Below are 16,489 nucleotides of genomic sequence, written 5' to 3'. Positions count from 1 at the left end.
CGTTAGACGGCCCCATGGAAGCGGTTCAGGATGCAGGATTTCGAGCGGGAAAAGAGCGTCGGCCTGGTGGAGACGCGGTTCTTCGACTATTCCCCCCCGGACGGGATTTCCCTGGACGGGGGGGCGGTCCTGGAGGCCGTCACCGTGGCCTACGAGACCTATGGAACCCTCAACGCGCGCCGGGACAACGCGGTGCTGGTGTGCCATGCCCTCTCCGGGGACGCGCACGTCGCCGGATATCATTCGCCCGACGATGACAAGCCGGGCTGGTGGGATAACATGGTGGGGCCCGGCAAGGGCATTGACACGGACAGGTATTTTGTCATCTGCTCCAACATCCTCGGGGGCTGCAAGGGGACGACCGGTCCGGAGAGCGTCAACCCCGCCACGGGGAGACCCTACGGCCTGTCCTTCCCCGTCGTCACGGTGTCCGACATGGTGCGGGTTCAGCGGGAACTGGTGCGCCACCTGGGTCTGGAGTCGCTGCTGGCCGTGGTGGGCGGTTCCCTGGGCGGGATGCAGGCCCTGGCCTGGGCCGCCGAATACCCCGAGGTGTGCCGGAGCGCGGTGCTGATTGCGACCACCCATGTGGCCGGCGCGCAGCAGATCGCGTTTGACGCGGTCGGCCGGACGGCGATCCAGGCGGACCCGGACTTTCTCGGCGGGGACTACTACGAAACCCCCGGCCCGCGCCGGGGTCTGGCCATCGCCCGCATGATGGCCCACATCACCTACCTGTCCGAGGTCTCGATGAACCAGAAGTTCGGGCGGACCTTCCGGAACGCGGAGGGGCCGGCCTTCAGCCTGGACCATGAGTTCAATGTGGAGACCTATCTCGGGTACAAGGGAAAGGCTTTCGTAAACCGGTTTGACGCCAACACCTACCTCTACACCACCCGGGCGATTGACTACTTCGACGCGTCGGAGGGGTTTCCCTCTTTGGACGCGTCCTTGGCGCGCGTGCAGGGCCGGGTGATGGTGGTGTCCTTCACCTCAGACTGGCTGTTTTCGCCGCATCAGTCCCGGGAGATGGTTTTTTCCCTGGCCAGGGCGGGCCGGGATGTCTCCTACTGCAACATCCAGAGCGACTACGGGCATGACGCCTTCCTGCTGGAGGTGGAAACCCTGTCGCGGCTGATTTCGGGGTTTCTGGACGGGGTGCAGTATCCGGACCGGGACTGCGAGACCTGCCACCGCCCCTGTTCCCAGCACCGGGAGGACCCGGTGGCGGAGACTCCGGGGGTGCGCCTGTACGACCCTCAGCACCGCGTGGACTACGACATGATCGTGGACCTGGTGGACCCGGGGAGCCGGGTGCTGGACATTGGGTGCGCGTCCGGGCAGCTGCTTTGCCAGTTGATGCGGAAGAAGCAGGTGCGGGCCTTTGGCATCGAGCTGGACGAGGAGCAGGCGGTGCGGTGCGTGGAGAGCGGCATCACGGTGATTCAGGCGGATGTTCAGAAGGACCTGTCGGGGCTTCCGGACGGGTCGTTTGACTACGTCATCCTCAGCATGACCCTCCAGGTGCTGGAGCATCCGGAGAAGGCGCTGAAGGAGCTGCTGCGCGTGGGGCGCAGGTGCATCGTCAGCTTCCCCAACTTTGGGCACTGGAGCGTCCGGCTGAAGACCTTCTTCCGGGGACAGGCCCCCGTGACGCCGCACCTGCCCTACCAGTGGTACGACACGCCGAACCGGCATGTGCTGACGATCCAAGACTTCCACGTCTTCTGCCGCGACCTGGGCATCCGCATCGAGCGCGAAATCTGCCTGAGCGGCGACGGCCCCGTCCGCATCTGGCCCAACGTGCGCGCGGACGAGGCGCTCTGCCTGCTCAGCCGGGAAAAATGACCCCTGGGCGGGCCCTGTCTATGCGGCCGGCTGGTGCTTTTTCCGGTAGACGTGCCCCGCCGCAACGAGGAGGGTGAAGGCCACCACGACGCACACGGTCCAGAAGGCCCCGGCCTTGCCGTAAATGCCCCAGAGCCCGCCGAAGAACGAGCAGAACAGGGCCACGATCATCAGGGAGTTCCACAGGACGCGCTTTGCGCCCCGCGGCATGGCGTCCTTCAGAACCGACTTCTGGTTCATGAGCATGAAGAACGAGAGGTAGGCGAGCGGGAGCAGGGTCATGCAGAACACCGAGGTGGGCGTGGCGACGGCCATCAGGGCGCCGTCCCAGGTGAGCATGACGAAGAGGGAAATGGACGTCATGGCGCCGCCCACGAACTGGGGCCATCCCTTCGCGGGCCGGTTGAGGAGTTCGCAGAAACAGAGGCTGTTGATGATCATGAGCATGGTGGCGGCGGAGAGTCCCATGCCCAGGATGCCGAGCCCGAAAACAAACCGGGCGATGGTCGTGCCGGTGAGGGGCTCCAACGACGCGGCCAGCTGCGGGGCGTCGCGGCGCACGAGCATGGCGGCCATGGTGCGCTCGGGCACGGGCAGGGCTGTGATCCTCGCCTCCAGGTCCGCCGGTGTGAGCGCGGCGAAGCTCTCCGCGCCCATCTCCGTCTTGAGCCTCTCCCCCAGCAGGCCGTTGTACCCCGTCAGCAGGCTTTGCTCCACTTTGATGGGGTTGCCCTGGGCGTCCATCCGGTCCACGAGCCCCGGCTGGGGCTTGGCGTGCAGCTGGGTGCCCGCGGCGATGACCACGCAGGAGGTGGCGATGAGGAACGGGATGAACAGGCCGGTGGACAGGTCAAAGATGGCGAGTCCGCGGAAGTCGCGGTCCCAGCCCTTGCGCATCATGGAGTAGGGGAACATGAAGGTCATGTTGATGCCGACGGCGGTGGCGAAGGCGGAGATGATGAAGTCCCGCTGGTCCCCCAGTATCTTCGCCTCCCAGAACGGCCTGAACGCGTCGGGCACCGCCGCCAGGAACGGCTGGAGTTTGGGCGCGGGCTCGAACATCATGTTGAACCGGGGGATGAACCCGCCCATGTAGTCGCGCCAGTCCGCCAGCCCGTTCTTGGTGATGACGATGACGACGCCGATGAAGCACAGGACCGTCATGCCGACCATGCACTTGATGAGGGTTTCGAAAATGACCATGCCCTTGCCGCCGGAGGAGTACAGGGTGAGGAAAAGAATGTTGATGGCCAGAATGCACAGGGCGGCCACAATCTTCCCGTTGGGCCCCAGCGGCCCCTCAATGCCCAGGATTCCCGGGAAGAGCATCTTGGTGAGGGAGGCCAGGCCGAGGGCGAACTGCGGCATGGACCAGACGAGGTTAGCCGCCATGGACGCCAGGAGCCAGCTCCAGCCGAGAACGGGGTTGATGTGGGTGTTGATCACCCGCAGGGGGCGCTCGCCGGTGGAGAGGGTCACATAGGAAATGGCGCTGAGCATGACGATGCCGAACACCATCGCCACGGGCTGCAGCCACAGGAAGATGAATCCGGTCAGGACTGCAAGGTAGAGGCTGTTGGAGAGGGTGCCGCCGCCCAGCGTGATGGCGCTCTGCAGCCACCCGGGTCCGGACAGGCGCACAAACACGCCGAACAGGGGCCACCGGCCCCGTTCGCGCGCCTCGTTGATCAGCTTGCGGTCGCGCTCGATGCGGGTGTTTACGGACAGGTTCACTTTCTGGCTCTGGTCTTCCATGGTGCTTCCGGCTCCCTAAACCCGTGTGCGGTGTTTGTGAAGGCTGACCGGCGGCCGGCGCGGCCCCCGGGTGCCTGGCTATTCCATCAATGCCTCAAGGTGCGCCTGCGCGGACGCCGCCAGGGCCTCCTCATGATAGCCGCCCTCCAGGAAGGAGACGACGTTCCCCGAAACGGCGCCGCGCGCCAGCCGGGTGATTTCCGCGAAATGGGAGGCCTCCAGCAGCTGGTTTCCCAGGGGGTCCAGCCGGTGGGCGTCAAACCCGGCGGAAAGGAGGAGGAAATCGGGGGCAAAAAGCTGCAACTGGGGGACAACCACCCCCTTGACCGTGTTGACCCACTGGTCAGGGCTGCACCCCGGCGGCATCTGGAAGTTCAGGTTGGTGTTCCCTTTGCCGCGTTCGTGGGAGAACCCGGTGCCGGGAAACTGGGGGTATTCGTGCAGGCTGATATAGAAGACGCTTTCGTCGTCGTAGAAGATGTGCTGCGTGCCGTTGCCGTGGTGGACGTCGAAGTCGAGGATCGCCACCCGTCGCGCGCCGCCGCGCTCGCGGAGCCAGCGCGCCGCCACGGCGATGTTGTTGAACACGCAGAACCCCATGGAGAAGTCGGCCTCCGCATGGTGTCCCGGCGGGCGCATGAGCACGAAGGCGTTGTCGCATCCCTTCTCCAGCACGGACTTGCAGGCGGTGATGCCCGCCCCCGCCGCCAGAAGGGAAACGTCCCACGTGCGGTCCATCATCACCGTGTCGGGATCCGGGTACTCCTCCCCCTCCAGACAGCACCGGCGCACGGTGTCCACATGATCGCGGGTATGGACTCGGAGGATATCCTCCACGGACGCGGGCTCCGGGGCGAGGGGCAGGCGGTAGAGGCCGTTCGCCTTGAGATGGTCCAGGATGGCGGTGAGGCGGGCGGACGACTCGGGATGGAACTCGCCCGTGTCGTGGGCGAGCGTTTCATCGCTGTAACATACCGCCGTGCGTGCCATGGGTGTAACTTCCGGTACGGGGCCAAAGCCCCTGCATTGTAAAGGATCGCGGGACCTTTGGCAACCATTTGCGCGGGCCTTCATTTCCGGGCAGGAAGGGAGTGGGCCGTCGTCACTGCGGGCACGAGATTGCTTCAGGCGCTGCGCGCCTTCGCAATGACGTGCATTTCCGCGGTCACTGCAATGACGAGCTTTTCGCGGTCATTGCGAGTCGGCCGCCCCGGCCGACGCGGCAATCTCTTGTCGGAACGCCTCAGGTTCTCCGCATCCCGTCTACTTCCCCTTTGCTTCCGTTCGTCTTGCCGGGAGGACCTCGGACGCCACCAGCAGGACCACCCCCGCGACAATCGCCAGGTCTGCGATGTTAAAAATGCCGGTGCGCAGGGAGAAATCCCCCGCCGAGACGCCCATGTTCATGAAGTCCACGACCCGTCCGTCCCGGAACACCCGGTCAATGAGGTTTCCCACGCCGCCAGCCAGAACCAGCGACAGGGCTGCGGGGGCGACGGTGTTGGAGAACCTGGCTATTAGCAAGAAGAACAGGACCCCCAGAAGGATGAGGGAATTGACGCCGATCATGACCCAGGCGCGCCAGAAGTCGGACAGGGTGCTGCCCAGACTGAGAAAGGCCCCCGTGTTCTCGGCGTATTGCAGACGGAAGAGGTCTCCCAGCCACGAATAGACGGGATAGCCCTCCTTCAAATAGACAATGGCCGCCCACTTGGTGGCATGGTCCAGCGCAAGGGTGGGCAGCGCGACCGTCGCCAGCAGCAGGGCTTTCTTCTTCAGGGACATCCGGCAACCTCCTGGTCGGAAGACAGAAAACGTCTGATTTCATCGGCGGGCAACGGCGCGAGGTCGTCCCGCCGGGGAAAGAACGGGATCCCCGCAGCGCGCAGGAACGCGGCCCGCTTGAGGACCGCCGCGTGGAAAAGAATGTTCAGGGCGGCTTCCGGGGCGCTGCGGGCGTCCGGGGACTCCATGAACGATCCTCGCACCCAGTCGTTGAAGGCCCCCATGGCGGGCCCGCACCAGACCTGGTAGTCCTCCGTCCGGTCCTCCACTCCGAGGGTGGCAAACTTGGAGGACATGCCGAGGTACCAGCGAAACACCAACGCCATGCGGTGCCGGGGGTTCTTCTGCGCCTTTTCGACCTGCCCGGGGTCTCGCTCGCGGAAGAAGGACTCCGTTTCCGCCCAGACGGTTTCCAGGGGCTTCCGAAACAGTACCTGCTCCAGGTGCTCCCGGTCCTTGGCTGGAAGATCCTCCAGCGAGGTGTGGGCGATGTATAGGGTGCGGAGCAGGCCGGCGCGCTCCGCGAACCGGGTGCCGCGCCTAAGCACCTGGACGCTGGCGCCGAGTTCAAACATGTCGGCGGCGGGGGCGTCGCAGACATCCGTCTGGGCGGCCCCGGCGAGCAGGCTGCGCACAGTGTCGGAGGTGCCCGACTCCCGGCACGCCTGGTTGATGGAGCCCGTGACCACATAGTCGGCCCCCATCGCAAAGGCCGCAGAGGCGGCGTGGGGGGTGGCGATGCCGCCCGCCAGCCCGACCCGCAGGGGCGGGAAGGGGGGATACCGCGCCTGCATCTCGTCGCGCAGCGCCCCCAGCGACGGGAGCAGGCAGAGGGCCGCGCGGTGGTCGGTGTGGCCGCCGGAGTCCGCCTCGGCGGAGATGTCCTGGGCCAGGGGGATTTCAGCGGCCAGGGCCGCCTCCTCTTCCGTGATTTCCCCCGCCGTCCGCAGCGCTCTCAGGGCCTTTTCCGGCGGCGGCGCAAAGAAACGCGCGGCGATTTCCGTGCGCGACAGTTTGGCGATGACGCGGTGCGGGGCCTCCACGGTGCCGTCCGGTCTACGGCGCAGCCCCTTCACCCGGTACAGGACCAGCTCGGGGCTGGGGGTGATGTACGCGGAGGCCTCCACGCACCGGACCCCCTCCTCCAGGCAAATCCGCACCACGGCGGCCTCCCACGCGCGGTTGCCCGGACTGTTCAGGAGATTGCACCCAAACGGCAGGCCCCCGAGCGAGTCGCGGAGACGCGCCAGGGCGCTGCGGATTTCCTCCGGCGGCAGACCGCCCGACCCGAAGAATCCGGTCATGCCCGCCCGGGCCATGCTTTCCACGAGGGCCACGGAGGAGATGCCCCCGGCCATGGCCCCGGCATACAGCGGGAAGGCCAGCCCATGGTCCGCGCAGAAGCCCGGATGCCCCATGGTGCGGAAGTCATGGGGGGGCAGCGTCAGCGTGCGGGGGGCGGGCAGGCCCTCCCGCTCCGAAAAGGAGACGGCGCGCCCCAGGGCGCGCAGGCTGTCCAAGATTCGGAGATGGGGGTCTGTCAAAGGGATGGCCATGCTGTGCCCTGGGAATGAGGGAAGGAACGGGTCGGACCACCCAACACCGGACCGGTGAGAGTATCCCAAACGCCGGAGGGTGCGGTCAACGTGGCCTGCGCTCGAAGACAAGGCCAGCGGGACGCTGGCGCTACGGGGAACGGAAGACAAGGCCAGCGGGACGCTGGCGCTGCGGGGGCGGGCATGCGGGGGCAATTTCGTACCGCCGCCGTCCCGGCGGCCTCGTCTTTGGGCTCACGATGGACCGGCGGCCAGGAGGGGAAGACAAGGCCAGCGGGACGCTGGCGCTACGGGGGCGGGCATGCGGGGCTGTTCCGTAGCGCCGCCGTCCCGGCGGCCTTGTCTTTGGGCACACGATGGACCGGCGGCCGGAACGAGAGACAAAGGCAATGGGGTGCCAGCGCCACGAATGCCCCGTGCGCACTGTATAGAGCAGCCTTTTTGACATGGATGCACAGGATAAACAGGATGGGGAAGGGAAGAATCCTGTGAATCCTGTGCATCCATGTTTCCTTTCCTCTTGCCGGACAAGGCCAGCGGGACGCTGGCGCTACGGAGGCGGGCAGAAGACAAGGCCAGCGGGACGCTGGCGGTACGGGGGCGGGCAGGCGGGGGCAATTCCGTACCGCCGCCGTCCCGGCGGCCTTGTCTTGGGGCACACGGTGGACCGGCGGTTGGGACGAAAGACGAGGCCAGCGGGACACTGGCGGTACGGCAGGGACAGGAGACAGGGCCTCGCTGGCCGTGCGGGGCGGGCATACATAATCTGGTTTGGGTTGTTCATCAAGCGTTGGCCCTTGCGCCGGGGTGGAAATGCGGGCCGCGCGTCCCTAAAATGGCGGCATCCCGAACGCGGGATGACAGGGACACTCCGAACAACCGTCAGGAAACATGCATGGATGCTTCGTGTCTTGAAAAGGTGGGACGCCTGATTGACAGCGTCGAGAAGGTGATGTACGGGAAGCGGGACGTGGTGGAGCTGTGCGTGGCGGGGCTGCTGGCCCGCGGGCATCTGCTCATCGAGGATGTGCCGGGCATTGGCAAGACGACGCTGGCCCAGAGCCTGGCAAAGTCCATTGACTGCTCGTTTGCCCGCATCCAGTTCACGAGCGACATGCTGCCGTCGGACATTTTGGGCGTGTCCATCCTGAACCCGAAGACGGGGGACTTCGACTACCGGCGGGGGCCGATCTTCGCGAATGTGGTGCTGGCGGACGAGATCAACCGGACGCCGCCGAAGACCCAGAGCGCCCTGCTGGAGGCGATGAGCGAGTACACGGTGTCGGTGGACGGGATTTCGCACCCCCTGCCGAAACCGTTCATGGTGGTGGCCACGCAGAACCCCATCGAGCATGAGGGCACCTATGTGCTGCCCGAGTCGCAGCTGGACCGGTTCCTGCTCCGGGTGGAGGTGGGCTATCCGCCGGAGGCGGACGAGCTGCGGATCATGCGGCGGCACGACCCCATGGAAGCCATCGCCGCCCTCTCCCCCGCCGTCACGGGCCGGGAGCTGATCGAGATGCAGCGGGTGGCCGGGTCGGTGCATGTGGACCCGGCGGTGGAGCAGTACGTCCTGGAGATTGTCCGGGGCACGCGGACGCACGAGCAGGTGCGGCTGGGGGCGTCGCCGCGCGGGTCGCAGGGCCTGCTGGAGGCCAGCCAGGCGCACGCGCTGGTCGCGGGGCGGGACTATGTGACGCCGGGCGACGTCAAGCGGATGGCGGCCCCGGTGCTCGCGCACCGGCTGCTGGTCCGGTCGCGGGGGGCCGACCTTGCCGCTTCGGCGAAGGAACGGGAGCGCATCCTGCTGGAGATTGTGCAGGGAATCAAGGTTCCGGTCTGATGGCCGCCCGGTTCGGCGAGAAGCGCCTGGGCCGGCCGACCAAGTCCGGCGTGGTCATGGCGGTCATCCTGGTGCTGGTCTTCTTCTCCGCCCTAAACACGGGGGAGAACCTGCTCTACATCGTCTTCGGCGGCCTGCTCAGCGTGATGCTGGTCTCGGAAGCCCTCGGCTGGATGAATCTCCGGGGGATCACGGTCGCCCGCGAGGCGCCGCACGCGGTGTTCCGGGGGGAGCAGGCGCTGGTGCGGGTGACGCTTTCCAACACCAAGACGCTCCTTTCCTCCGTCTCCCTGCGGCTCGGGTTGGAGGGCGTGTCCGACCGGACCTTTTCCTACGCCCTGAAGACGCCTCCCCGCGGCGCTCTGCTCCTGGACATGCGCCATGTGTTTGAGCGGCGGGGCGCCTATCCCCTCCCCCCCTGCCGCCTTTCCTCTTCCTACCCCTTCGGGTTCGTCGAGCGGCGGCGCGTGTTTCGGGACACCGAGGAGGTGCTGGTGTATCCGCGGGTCGGTTCGGTGCGCCTGTCCGCGCTGGAGCAGCTGCCGGGGGCGAGTGTGGCGCCGCGCCGCAGCATGGCGGACGGCGACGAGTATGTCTCCCTGCGGGAGTACGTTCCGGGGGACGACACCCGGCTCATCGCCTGGCGCGTGAGCGCGCGCCGGGGGGTCTGGATGGTCCGGGAGATGGGATTCGGCAACGTGCGGGCCGTCATGCTTTTTCTGGACACGGTGCCCGACGGGCTGCCGGGATTCGAGGACCGGTTTGAGGACGCTGTGGAATTGACGGCGTCCATCGCCGCCACCCTGCTCCAGCGACAGTACTCCGTGGGGCTTTTGGCCGGCAGGTACCTGGTGTCCCTGGGCGCGGGCACCTTTCAGGAGAAGAAAATTCTGGACGCGCTGGCGCGGGTGGAGGCCGGGGACGCGGCGGGGACGGCGGCGCGGGCGGAGGAGGAGGCGCGGCGGATGAAATCGGAACCGGCCAGGCTGGTGGCGGTGTCCGCCGACGCGGGGAAATGGGGGCGTCTGGCGGGTCCGGCGGGCATTCCGGTGGTGGACCCCGGAGGGCTGGCGCATGTCTGACCGGCCACGCATGATTCTCCGGATTTCCTCGGCCTGCGTGGTGCTGGCGGGCTATCTGGCGCTGGCGACGGTGCGGGAGTACGGGGCCGTGCTGCTGCTGCCGCCGGCGCTTTTCCTGCTGTGTTCCCCGTTGGGGGAGTATCTGGAACGGCGTCAGGCGTGGTTCCGCAGCCTGAAACTCGCCATCTGCATCGGGTATGGCGTTTTCATTCCCGTGTCCGTGGTGCAACTGGGCCTGATGAACGCGGTTATCTGCCTTGTGATTTTCATCCAGGGTTATCTGTTGCTCGGGGTGAAGTCCGAGAAGGTTCACCTGCAGCTCTTCCTAATGGCATTCTTCCTGCTCCTCGCCGCAGTGGTTCAGTCGCCGGAACCGGCCATCGCGCTGGTGCTTGGACTGTTCATCACAGCGTCCATCTGGGCCTTTGTCAGCCTGCGGATCCACAGCGACATGTCCGGCGCGGACCGGTTGCGGGCGGTGCGGGCGCCCGGGGGGCGGCTGCGCGGGGAGGCGCGGCCGGGGAATGTGTTTGACGCGGGACTCTTCGTCTCCGTGTGGGGGCTGGCTTTCGCGGCCATGGCGTTCACCATCGTGCTCTTCCTGGCCACGCCGCGCATTGAGGCGGGCTTCCTGGGGCGGACCGATCCCACCCGCGCAGTGACGGGGCTTTCAGAGACGGTGCGCCTGACGGGCGGGCTCAGCGTCTATGAGGACCCGAGCGCGGTCATGAACGTGGCGTTTCCCGACGAACCCGGGGGGATGTTCATCCCGGCCGACGGGATGTATTGGCGGGCGACGACGCTGTCCCGTTTTGCCGGGTCGGAATGGTCGCGGCGCGGGCTGGAAAACGCGCTGCAGCCAGGGGCGGAGAACCACACCGCCACCCGCAGCGTGGTCAACTTCAAGACGGCGGGCCGGGAGGAGGCGCGGGACGCCGTGCCCGGACGGCGCGCGGTGCGGCAGGTGATTTTCATGGACAGCGTGCCGACGGGCTCGCTGCCCTGTCTGGACCTCGTGCGGCGGGCGGCGTTGCCGCCCAGCGCGGAGCGCGCAACCCTTCAGTGGGACGCCGGGCTGGACTTCACGGTGCAGCTCAACCGCGGCACGGGGGGGAGCATCTCCTATGAGGCGTGGTCCGAGGTGGCGGAGCCGCAGGCTGCGGAAGCCCGGGCCTCTTCGGACGACTACTCCTTCGTTCCGCCCCGGGATTACGGGCTCCTGACCTACCATGAGCTGTTGCCGGAGACCGTCCAGACCGCCGGGCGCGTCGCGGGCGCGCAGGCGTCCCCTTACGCGAAGGTGCGCGCGCTGGAGGCGTGGCTGAGCGGGCCGGACTTCACCTATACCCTCGACCTGCCGCCGCTGCCGCCGGACCACGAGATTGACGCCTTCATCAACGAGGCGCGCCGGGGGCACTGCCAGCTCTTTGCCTCCGCGCTGGCGCTGATGGCCCGCAGCCAGGGCATCCCCGCGCGGGTGGTGAGCGGGTACCGGGGCGGCGAGTGGGACCCGGGAAGCCGCTCGTACACCGTTCGGGCGAGCATGTCGCACCTCTGGGTGGAGGCGCTTATTCCGGGGGCGGGCTGGGTGCGTTTCGACCCCTCCCCCGCCTCCGAGTTTTCGGCCACGGGGTTTGGCCGCCTGCGGCGGGAGTGGTCGAGCCGGGTGCTGGGGGCCAAGATGTTCTGGTACCGCAAGGTCATGGGGTTCGAGGGCACGTGGCGGCTGGACCGGCTGGCGGCCCGGTTCCGGAACCCGGGGCACGGCGCGCCGGGGGCGCGGTTCGCGCTTCCGGAGGTCTTTGTTCAGGCAGGGGGGCTCGGGGGGCTTTCCCGCGTGTCCTGGGCGGCGGGCGGCGCGGCGTTGGTTTCGGTGGCGGCGGTTCTTTTGCGTGTCCTGATGCGGGGGCGCGGGCGGGGACCGCGCCTCAGCCCGGACCAGTCGCGGGTGGCGCGGCTGCACCGGCTGCTCTGCCGGCGGCTGGAGCGGCTGGGGGTGGCCAGCGCGGGAAAGACCTGCGATGAGATCCGGGCTGCCCTGGCGACAGTGCCGGGACTTCCGGTCTCGGAGTTGGGCGCGTTCTTGGACACCTACGAGGACGTCCGTTTCGGCGGGCGACCGCTGGCGGAGGAGCAGCACCGGGGCATGTCCCGTCTGTTGGGAACACTCCCGAAACGCCGCGCAGGGCATCCTCAGACGGTGGCGCGCGCCTAGGACCGGGCGGTCTTTCGAGACAAAGGGTCACTTTCCCGCGTTGGCGAGGAACCCCACCGCGTTGATTTCCCACAGGGCTGCCGCAATGTCCTTCTTCTCGTCACCGTCCAAGTCCGCAGAGGCCAGGGCGCACGGTTTTCCGTCCTGAAAGGGGTAGATCTCCCTGGCGAACACCAGGGGGATAGTCGTGTCCGCGGAGGCGTTAAGCAGGACCGCCACCTCGCCGGAGGCGAAGCAGGCGGCGGCGAGGTCCATGCGCCCGTCGCCGTTGAAGTCGTCCACGATGACGTCGCGGATTTCCTTTTCCAGCACCCTGCGGTCGTCGCCGAGAAGGATTTCCTGGGAGGCGGCAAAGGTTCCCTTTCCATCGCCGAAGAAGAGGACGATGCTGTCCTCCGTGTAGGAATGTCCGACGGCGAGGTCGGGAATGCCGTCGCCGTTCATGTCGGCTTCCCGGATGACCGAGGGGTGCGTGCCTCTTGAGGGGAACCGGGAACTTTCACTGAATCCGCCCCTTCCGTCGCCCAGCCACACGGCGGTCTGGTCGGCGGCCTGGCAGGTCACGGCGAAGTCCAGCGTGCCGTCCCCGTTGAAGTCGGCGACGCAGAGGCTTGACGGCCCGCCGGGCACGGGAAGGAACTGGGGTTCGGCGAAGTACGTCTCCGCGTGGCCGTGCATGAGCACCACCACGTCGCTGCTCCACCCGGTGGCGAGCAGGTCGCGCAGGCCGTCGCCGTCCATGTCCTGCACATGCACGGAGGTGAGGCCGGGCTTGGTGAAAAGGGGGACGCCCTCGCCGTCCCGGTGGCGCTCATAGGGGAGGTTTTCCTCCGCAATCTTGAAGGTGACGGGCTTGAAGACCCCCTCGGGCTTGATGTTGAGGAAGACGGTGATGTCACGGTGGCGCACGGCGTGGAAACTGGCGACGATGATGTCCGGCCACTTCAGTCCGTCCACGTTGGCGAGGGCCACGGCGTAGGGGCCGAACCCGCATTTCAGCGTGGGGGTTTGGCGGGTGTACGAGAAGGGCTGGTCGGCGATGAAGACCGACAGCTCGTCGTTGGCCGGGCGCTCGTCCCGGGGGTCGGCGAGGACGCCCCGGTCGGCGGTCACAATGTCCGGAATGCCGTCGTCATTCAGGTCGCGGCATGCGATGGCGCAGGGGTTGGGGCCCGCGGCCACGGTCCGCGGCTGGGGGGAGAACTGGCGGCGCGCTTTTTCCGCGGCGCGGACGCCGGGCATGGCGCAGAGGACCCCAAGCAGGAGCGGGAGAACGGCGCGGCAGGAGCGGATATTCACGAGGCAAACCCTTTTGCGGCCAGGAGGGACGCCATGACAATGGCGGACAGGAGGCTTTCGTGCCGTGCCCGGCCCGTGCCCGCGATGTCGAAGGCGGTGCCGTGGTCCACGGAGGTGCGGACGATGGAGGTGCCCAGGGTCACGTTGACCCCCTCGTCCATGGCGACCAGCTTGAGCGGGATGTGCCCCTGGTCGTGGTACATGGCGATGACGGCGTCAAACTCTCCGTAATAGGCGCGGCGGAAGACGGTGTCCGGCGGGTGCGGCCCGGAGACGTCCACGCCGGACTCCGCCGCCTCGCGGACGGCGGGGGCGATTTCCTGGATTTCCTCGCAGCCGAAGGCGCCCGCCTCCCCCGCGTGGGGGTTCAGCGCGGCGACGGCGATGCGCGGAGCCGCCATTCCGAGGCGCTTGAGAGCCGCATCGGCGAGGAGGATGCTCTTGAGAATGCGGTCCTTCTTGACGGCCTCCACGGCGTCGCGCATGGAGAGATGGGCCGTGATGTGGATGATGCGGAGCGTGTCGGTGAACAGGCACATCCGGTAGTCGGGACTGCTGGTCATCGCCGCGATCAGGGAGGTGTGTCCCGTGTGAGGGCACCCGGCGCCCAGGATGGCCTCCTTGCTGATGGGGCAGGTCACCAAGCCCCTGACCTGGCCCGCCATGGCGGCGCGCACGGCGCCCTCAATCCAGACGACGGCCGCCGCGCCCGCGGCGGGGTCGAGGGTGCCGGGGGCGGGTGCCGGCCCCCCGTTGCCGCAGGAGAGGACGGGCACACCGCCGGTTGCGGTGAGGGCCTCCGCCACGGAGGAAACGGCCACAGCGGGCGGGCATCCGGGGGCGAAGCGGCGCGCGTCCTCCAGGGCCTGCGGCGAACCGAAGACAACGGGGACGCAGGTCTTCCACGGGACGTCCCCCGCGAGCGCCTTCGCGAGGATTTCGGGGCCGATGCCGTTGACATCGCCCATGGTGACGGCCAGGACGGGTTTCGATGTGTCTGGGAATCGCATGGCGGAAAACTCTCCTGAAATTTCCTCCCATGATACCCGCCCGCGCGGGGTGACGCCAAACAAAGCGTGACGGGAGGGGCGGCGATGCCCTACACTCGGGGTCTCACAACACGGGAGACCACGCATCATGGCACACGACGGACAGGACGCGCTACTGGCGTCCATGGCGCGGCAGGACGCGGTGAGCGCGGCGGGCTATGACTGGCCCGACATCCATGGCGTGCTGGACAAGATCGGCGAGGAGCTGGAGGAGATGCGCGCCGCGCTGCGCGCGGGGGACACGGAGCACGCGGGCCGCGAACTGGGAGACCTTCTGCTCGCGGCGGTGAACGCGGCGCGTTTCCTGCGCACAGACCCCGCGCGGCGGCTGCTGGAGGCCACGGACACGCTTGAACGAAGGGCGCGCGCGGCCCTTGAACTGCTTCGCGGGCAGGGTCTGGACCTCTCATCTTGCACGCCCTGCGAAATGGACGCCGCGTGGCGCGCGGTGAAAGTCCAAGAGGGCAAAGCATTTAAAGACGGCCCTTGACAAAGGGCGGCGGCGTGGGGCAAACTCACACTTCGCGCATGGTTGATCTGGCCCAGTGCGCGGGCGGACAGACGGTGCGGCGGGGCGCAACGAAAGACAATTCAAGCGGGGTTAGGCGGAGGCGGGGTGCGCCCTCAATTCGACTCATTGCAGGAACGTTGTCATGCACGACGCGGCGGGAGAAACGGTGGAACGCGAACAAACGCTTTGGGACCAGGCACTGGTCCATCTGCAGGGGGCCGTGGACGGCCACACCTACAAGAACTGGTTCTCACAGACGCGCTTTGGCGGCTTTGAGGACCAGGTCTTCGAGGTGTCCGTGCCGAGCCAGTTCTTTGCAAACTGGCTGCAGGAGCACCACACCGACGTGGTGCTCTCGGCGCTGAAGAAAGTGGTGCCCGAGTGCGCGCGCGTGCGGTTTTCCGTCGCCGCGAACCAGGCGTCCGCCCCGCCGGAGGAGCGCCGCGCGGCGCCGCCCGCCGGGCCCGCCAAGGCGAAGGTCGCCCGGGTTCGCCAGGCCTTCTCGGGGTTTAACCCCCGCTACACCTTCGACCGCTTCGTGATCGGCGCGGGCAACCGCTTCGCGCACGCCGCAGCGCGGGCCGTCTTCGAATCCCCCGGCAATGCGTACAACCCCCTCTTCCTTTACGGCGGCACGGGTCTTGGCAAGACGCACCTCATGCAGGCGGTGGGCCAGGGGGTGCTTGCCCGCCAGCCCGGCCTGTCCGTGGTCTTCATTTCCTCCGAGGAGTTCACGAACCAGCTCATCCAGAGCATCGCCGACAAGAACACCCAGCGCTTCCGCGCGAAGTACCGCAAGGTGGACGTCCTCCTGATTGACGACATCCAGTTCATCACGGGGAAGGAGGCGACGCAGGAGGAGTTCTTCCACACGTTCAACACCCTGTTCGACGCGCACAAGCAGATCGTCATCGCAAGCGACCGCAGCCCCAAGGAGCTGCAGGGCATCGAGGAGCGGCTGGTGTCGCGGTTTGAATGGGGCCTGGTGACGGACATCCAGCCGCCGGACCTGGAGACGCGCATCGCGATCCTCCAGAACAAGGCGCGGGACGAGGGCATCACGGTGCCCCCGGACATCCTCCGCTATGTCGCGACCTACATCACGGCCAACATCCGCGAGCTGGAGGGGGCGCTGACGACGGTGCTCGCGTACAGCCGCCTCGCCGGGGAGAAGGTCACGATGTCGCTTGCGGAGACCGTGCTCAAGGACCTCATCGGATCGGAGAAAATCCGGCCGGTGACCATCGAGCAGGTGCAGCGCGTGGTGGCGGAGCATTACGACGTGCGCATCGCCGACCTGCGCGGGCGCAGCCGCCAGCGGCAGATTTCCCAGCCGCGCCAGGTGGCCATGTACCTCTGCAAGACGCTCATTCCGAGCCTGTCGCTCAACGACATCGGCGAGTATTTCGGCGGGAAGGACCACACCACGGTTCTGTACGCGTGCGAAAAGGTGTCCAAGGCGGTGAAGACCGACCCCGTGATGCGTCAGACGATCGAGCAGCTTTCCAAGGCGGTGCGTGCCTGACAGACCGCCTCCGCTGCGGGA

12 protein-coding genes and 1 pseudogene are annotated in these 16,489 nt (G+C 67.3%); 7 read left to right on the top strand and 6 right to left on the bottom strand.

What is annotated here, in order from left to right; all coding sequences use genetic code 11:
* Positions 1-30: 30 nt before the first annotated feature.
* A pseudogene (locus GXY15_11655) lies at positions 31-1,167 on the top strand (homoserine O-acetyltransferase).
* Between the two features lie 114 nt (positions 1,168-1,281).
* Positions 1,282-1,848: a methionine biosynthesis protein MetW gene (metW, locus tag GXY15_11650; GenBank protein ID NLV41866.1), complete on the top strand. Its 567-nt coding sequence runs from the start codon at positions 1,282-1,284 to the stop codon at positions 1,846-1,848.
* Between the two features lie 18 nt (positions 1,849-1,866).
* Here the strand turns inward: metW and GXY15_11645 are convergent, their stop codons facing one another.
* The 4 genes from GXY15_11645 to GXY15_11630 form a co-directional block, all read right to left on the bottom strand.
* Entirely contained in the window at positions 1,867-3,603 is a 1,737-nt protein-coding gene (locus GXY15_11645; protein NLV41865.1) for a hypothetical protein, read from the bottom strand.
* Between the two features lie 78 nt (positions 3,604-3,681).
* On the bottom strand, positions 3,682-4,593 hold the full coding sequence (locus tag GXY15_11640) for a histone deacetylase (protein ID NLV41864.1): 912 nt from the start codon (positions 4,591-4,593) through the stop codon (positions 3,682-3,684).
* A 273-nt stretch (positions 4,594-4,866) separates the two neighbouring features.
* On the bottom strand, positions 4,867-5,388 hold the full coding sequence (gene lspA, locus GXY15_11635) for a signal peptidase II (protein NLV41863.1): 522 nt from the start codon (positions 5,386-5,388) through the stop codon (positions 4,867-4,869).
* On the bottom strand, positions 5,379-6,944 hold the full coding sequence (locus GXY15_11630) for a PfaD family polyunsaturated fatty acid/polyketide biosynthesis protein (protein NLV41862.1): 1,566 nt from the start codon (positions 6,942-6,944) through the stop codon (positions 5,379-5,381). The genes lspA and GXY15_11630 overlap by 10 nt, the downstream gene beginning before the upstream one ends.
* Positions 6,945-7,839: 895 nt before the next feature.
* Between GXY15_11630 and GXY15_11625 the strand changes: the two genes are divergently transcribed.
* Genes GXY15_11625 through GXY15_11615 form a run of 3 tightly spaced genes read left to right on the top strand, consistent with a single transcriptional unit; the run spans position 7,840 to position 12,084 of the window.
* On the top strand, positions 7,840-8,787 hold the full coding sequence (locus GXY15_11625) for a MoxR family ATPase (GenBank protein ID NLV41861.1): 948 nt from the start codon (positions 7,840-7,842) through the stop codon (positions 8,785-8,787).
* The gene (locus tag GXY15_11620; protein NLV41860.1) at positions 8,787-9,869 is read left to right on the top strand and encodes a DUF58 domain-containing protein; all 1,083 of its coding nucleotides are present in this window, start codon (positions 8,787-8,789) and stop codon (positions 9,867-9,869) included. The genes GXY15_11625 and GXY15_11620 overlap by 1 nt, the downstream gene beginning before the upstream one ends.
* A complete protein-coding gene (locus GXY15_11615; protein ID NLV41859.1) occupies positions 9,862-12,084 on the top strand; it encodes a DUF3488 domain-containing transglutaminase family protein in 2,223 nt (740 codons plus the stop codon). Before GXY15_11620 ends, GXY15_11615 begins: the two co-directional genes overlap by 8 nt.
* Positions 12,085-12,111: 27 nt before the next feature.
* On the opposite strand, the gene GXY15_11610 is transcribed toward GXY15_11615, so the two are convergent.
* Entirely contained in the window at positions 12,112-13,383 is a 1,272-nt protein-coding gene (locus GXY15_11610) for a VCBS repeat-containing protein (protein ID NLV41858.1), read from the bottom strand.
* Complete coding sequence (gene pdxA / locus GXY15_11605) at positions 13,380-14,393, bottom strand: 4-hydroxythreonine-4-phosphate dehydrogenase PdxA (protein ID NLV41857.1); 1,014 nt, start codon at positions 14,391-14,393, stop codon at positions 13,380-13,382. The genes GXY15_11610 and pdxA overlap by 4 nt, the downstream gene beginning before the upstream one ends.
* A gap of 127 nt (positions 14,394-14,520) precedes the next feature.
* Between pdxA and GXY15_11600 the strand changes: the two genes are divergently transcribed.
* Together GXY15_11600 and dnaA are read left to right on the top strand one after the other, a co-directional pair.
* Entirely contained in the window at positions 14,521-14,922 is a 402-nt protein-coding gene (locus GXY15_11600; GenBank protein ID NLV41856.1) for a hypothetical protein, read from the top strand.
* Positions 14,923-15,085: 163 nt separating this feature from the next.
* Positions 15,086-16,468: a chromosomal replication initiator protein DnaA gene (dnaA, locus tag GXY15_11595; protein NLV41855.1), complete on the top strand. Its 1,383-nt coding sequence runs from the start codon at positions 15,086-15,088 to the stop codon at positions 16,466-16,468.
* The last annotated feature ends 21 nt before the right edge of the window (positions 16,469-16,489 follow it).

Source organism: Candidatus Hydrogenedentota bacterium (assembly GCA_012730045.1).
GTDB lineage: Bacteria > Hydrogenedentota > Hydrogenedentia > Hydrogenedentales > CAITNO01 > JAAYBR01.
The sequence above is the reverse complement of the archived record's forward strand: the minus strand, read 5'-3'. Positions and strand labels throughout refer to the sequence as shown.

Coding starts and splice junctions, on each gene's coding strand:
- GXY15_11630 (NLV41862.1), bottom strand. CDS start 6,944: ATGGCCATCCCTTTGACAGACCCCCATCTCCGAATCTTGGACAGCCTG.
- lspA (NLV41863.1), bottom strand. CDS start 5,388: ATGTCCCTGAAGAAGAAAGCCCTGCTGCTGGCGACGGTCGCGCTGCCC.
- metW (NLV41866.1), top strand. CDS start 1,282: ATGATCGTGGACCTGGTGGACCCGGGGAGCCGGGTGCTGGACATTGGG.
- GXY15_11600 (NLV41856.1), top strand. CDS start 14,521: ATGGCACACGACGGACAGGACGCGCTACTGGCGTCCATGGCGCGGCAG.
- GXY15_11645 (NLV41865.1), bottom strand. CDS start 3,603: ATGGAAGACCAGAGCCAGAAAGTGAACCTGTCCGTAAACACCCGCATC.
- GXY15_11640 (NLV41864.1), bottom strand. CDS start 4,593: ATGGCACGCACGGCGGTATGTTACAGCGATGAAACGCTCGCCCACGAC.
- pdxA (NLV41857.1), bottom strand. CDS start 14,393: ATGCGATTCCCAGACACATCGAAACCCGTCCTGGCCGTCACCATGGGC.
- dnaA (NLV41855.1), top strand. CDS start 15,086: ATGCACGACGCGGCGGGAGAAACGGTGGAACGCGAACAAACGCTTTGG.
- GXY15_11625 (NLV41861.1), top strand. CDS start 7,840: ATGGATGCTTCGTGTCTTGAAAAGGTGGGACGCCTGATTGACAGCGTC.
- GXY15_11620 (NLV41860.1), top strand. CDS start 8,787: ATGGCCGCCCGGTTCGGCGAGAAGCGCCTGGGCCGGCCGACCAAGTCC.
- GXY15_11615 (NLV41859.1), top strand. CDS start 9,862: ATGTCTGACCGGCCACGCATGATTCTCCGGATTTCCTCGGCCTGCGTG.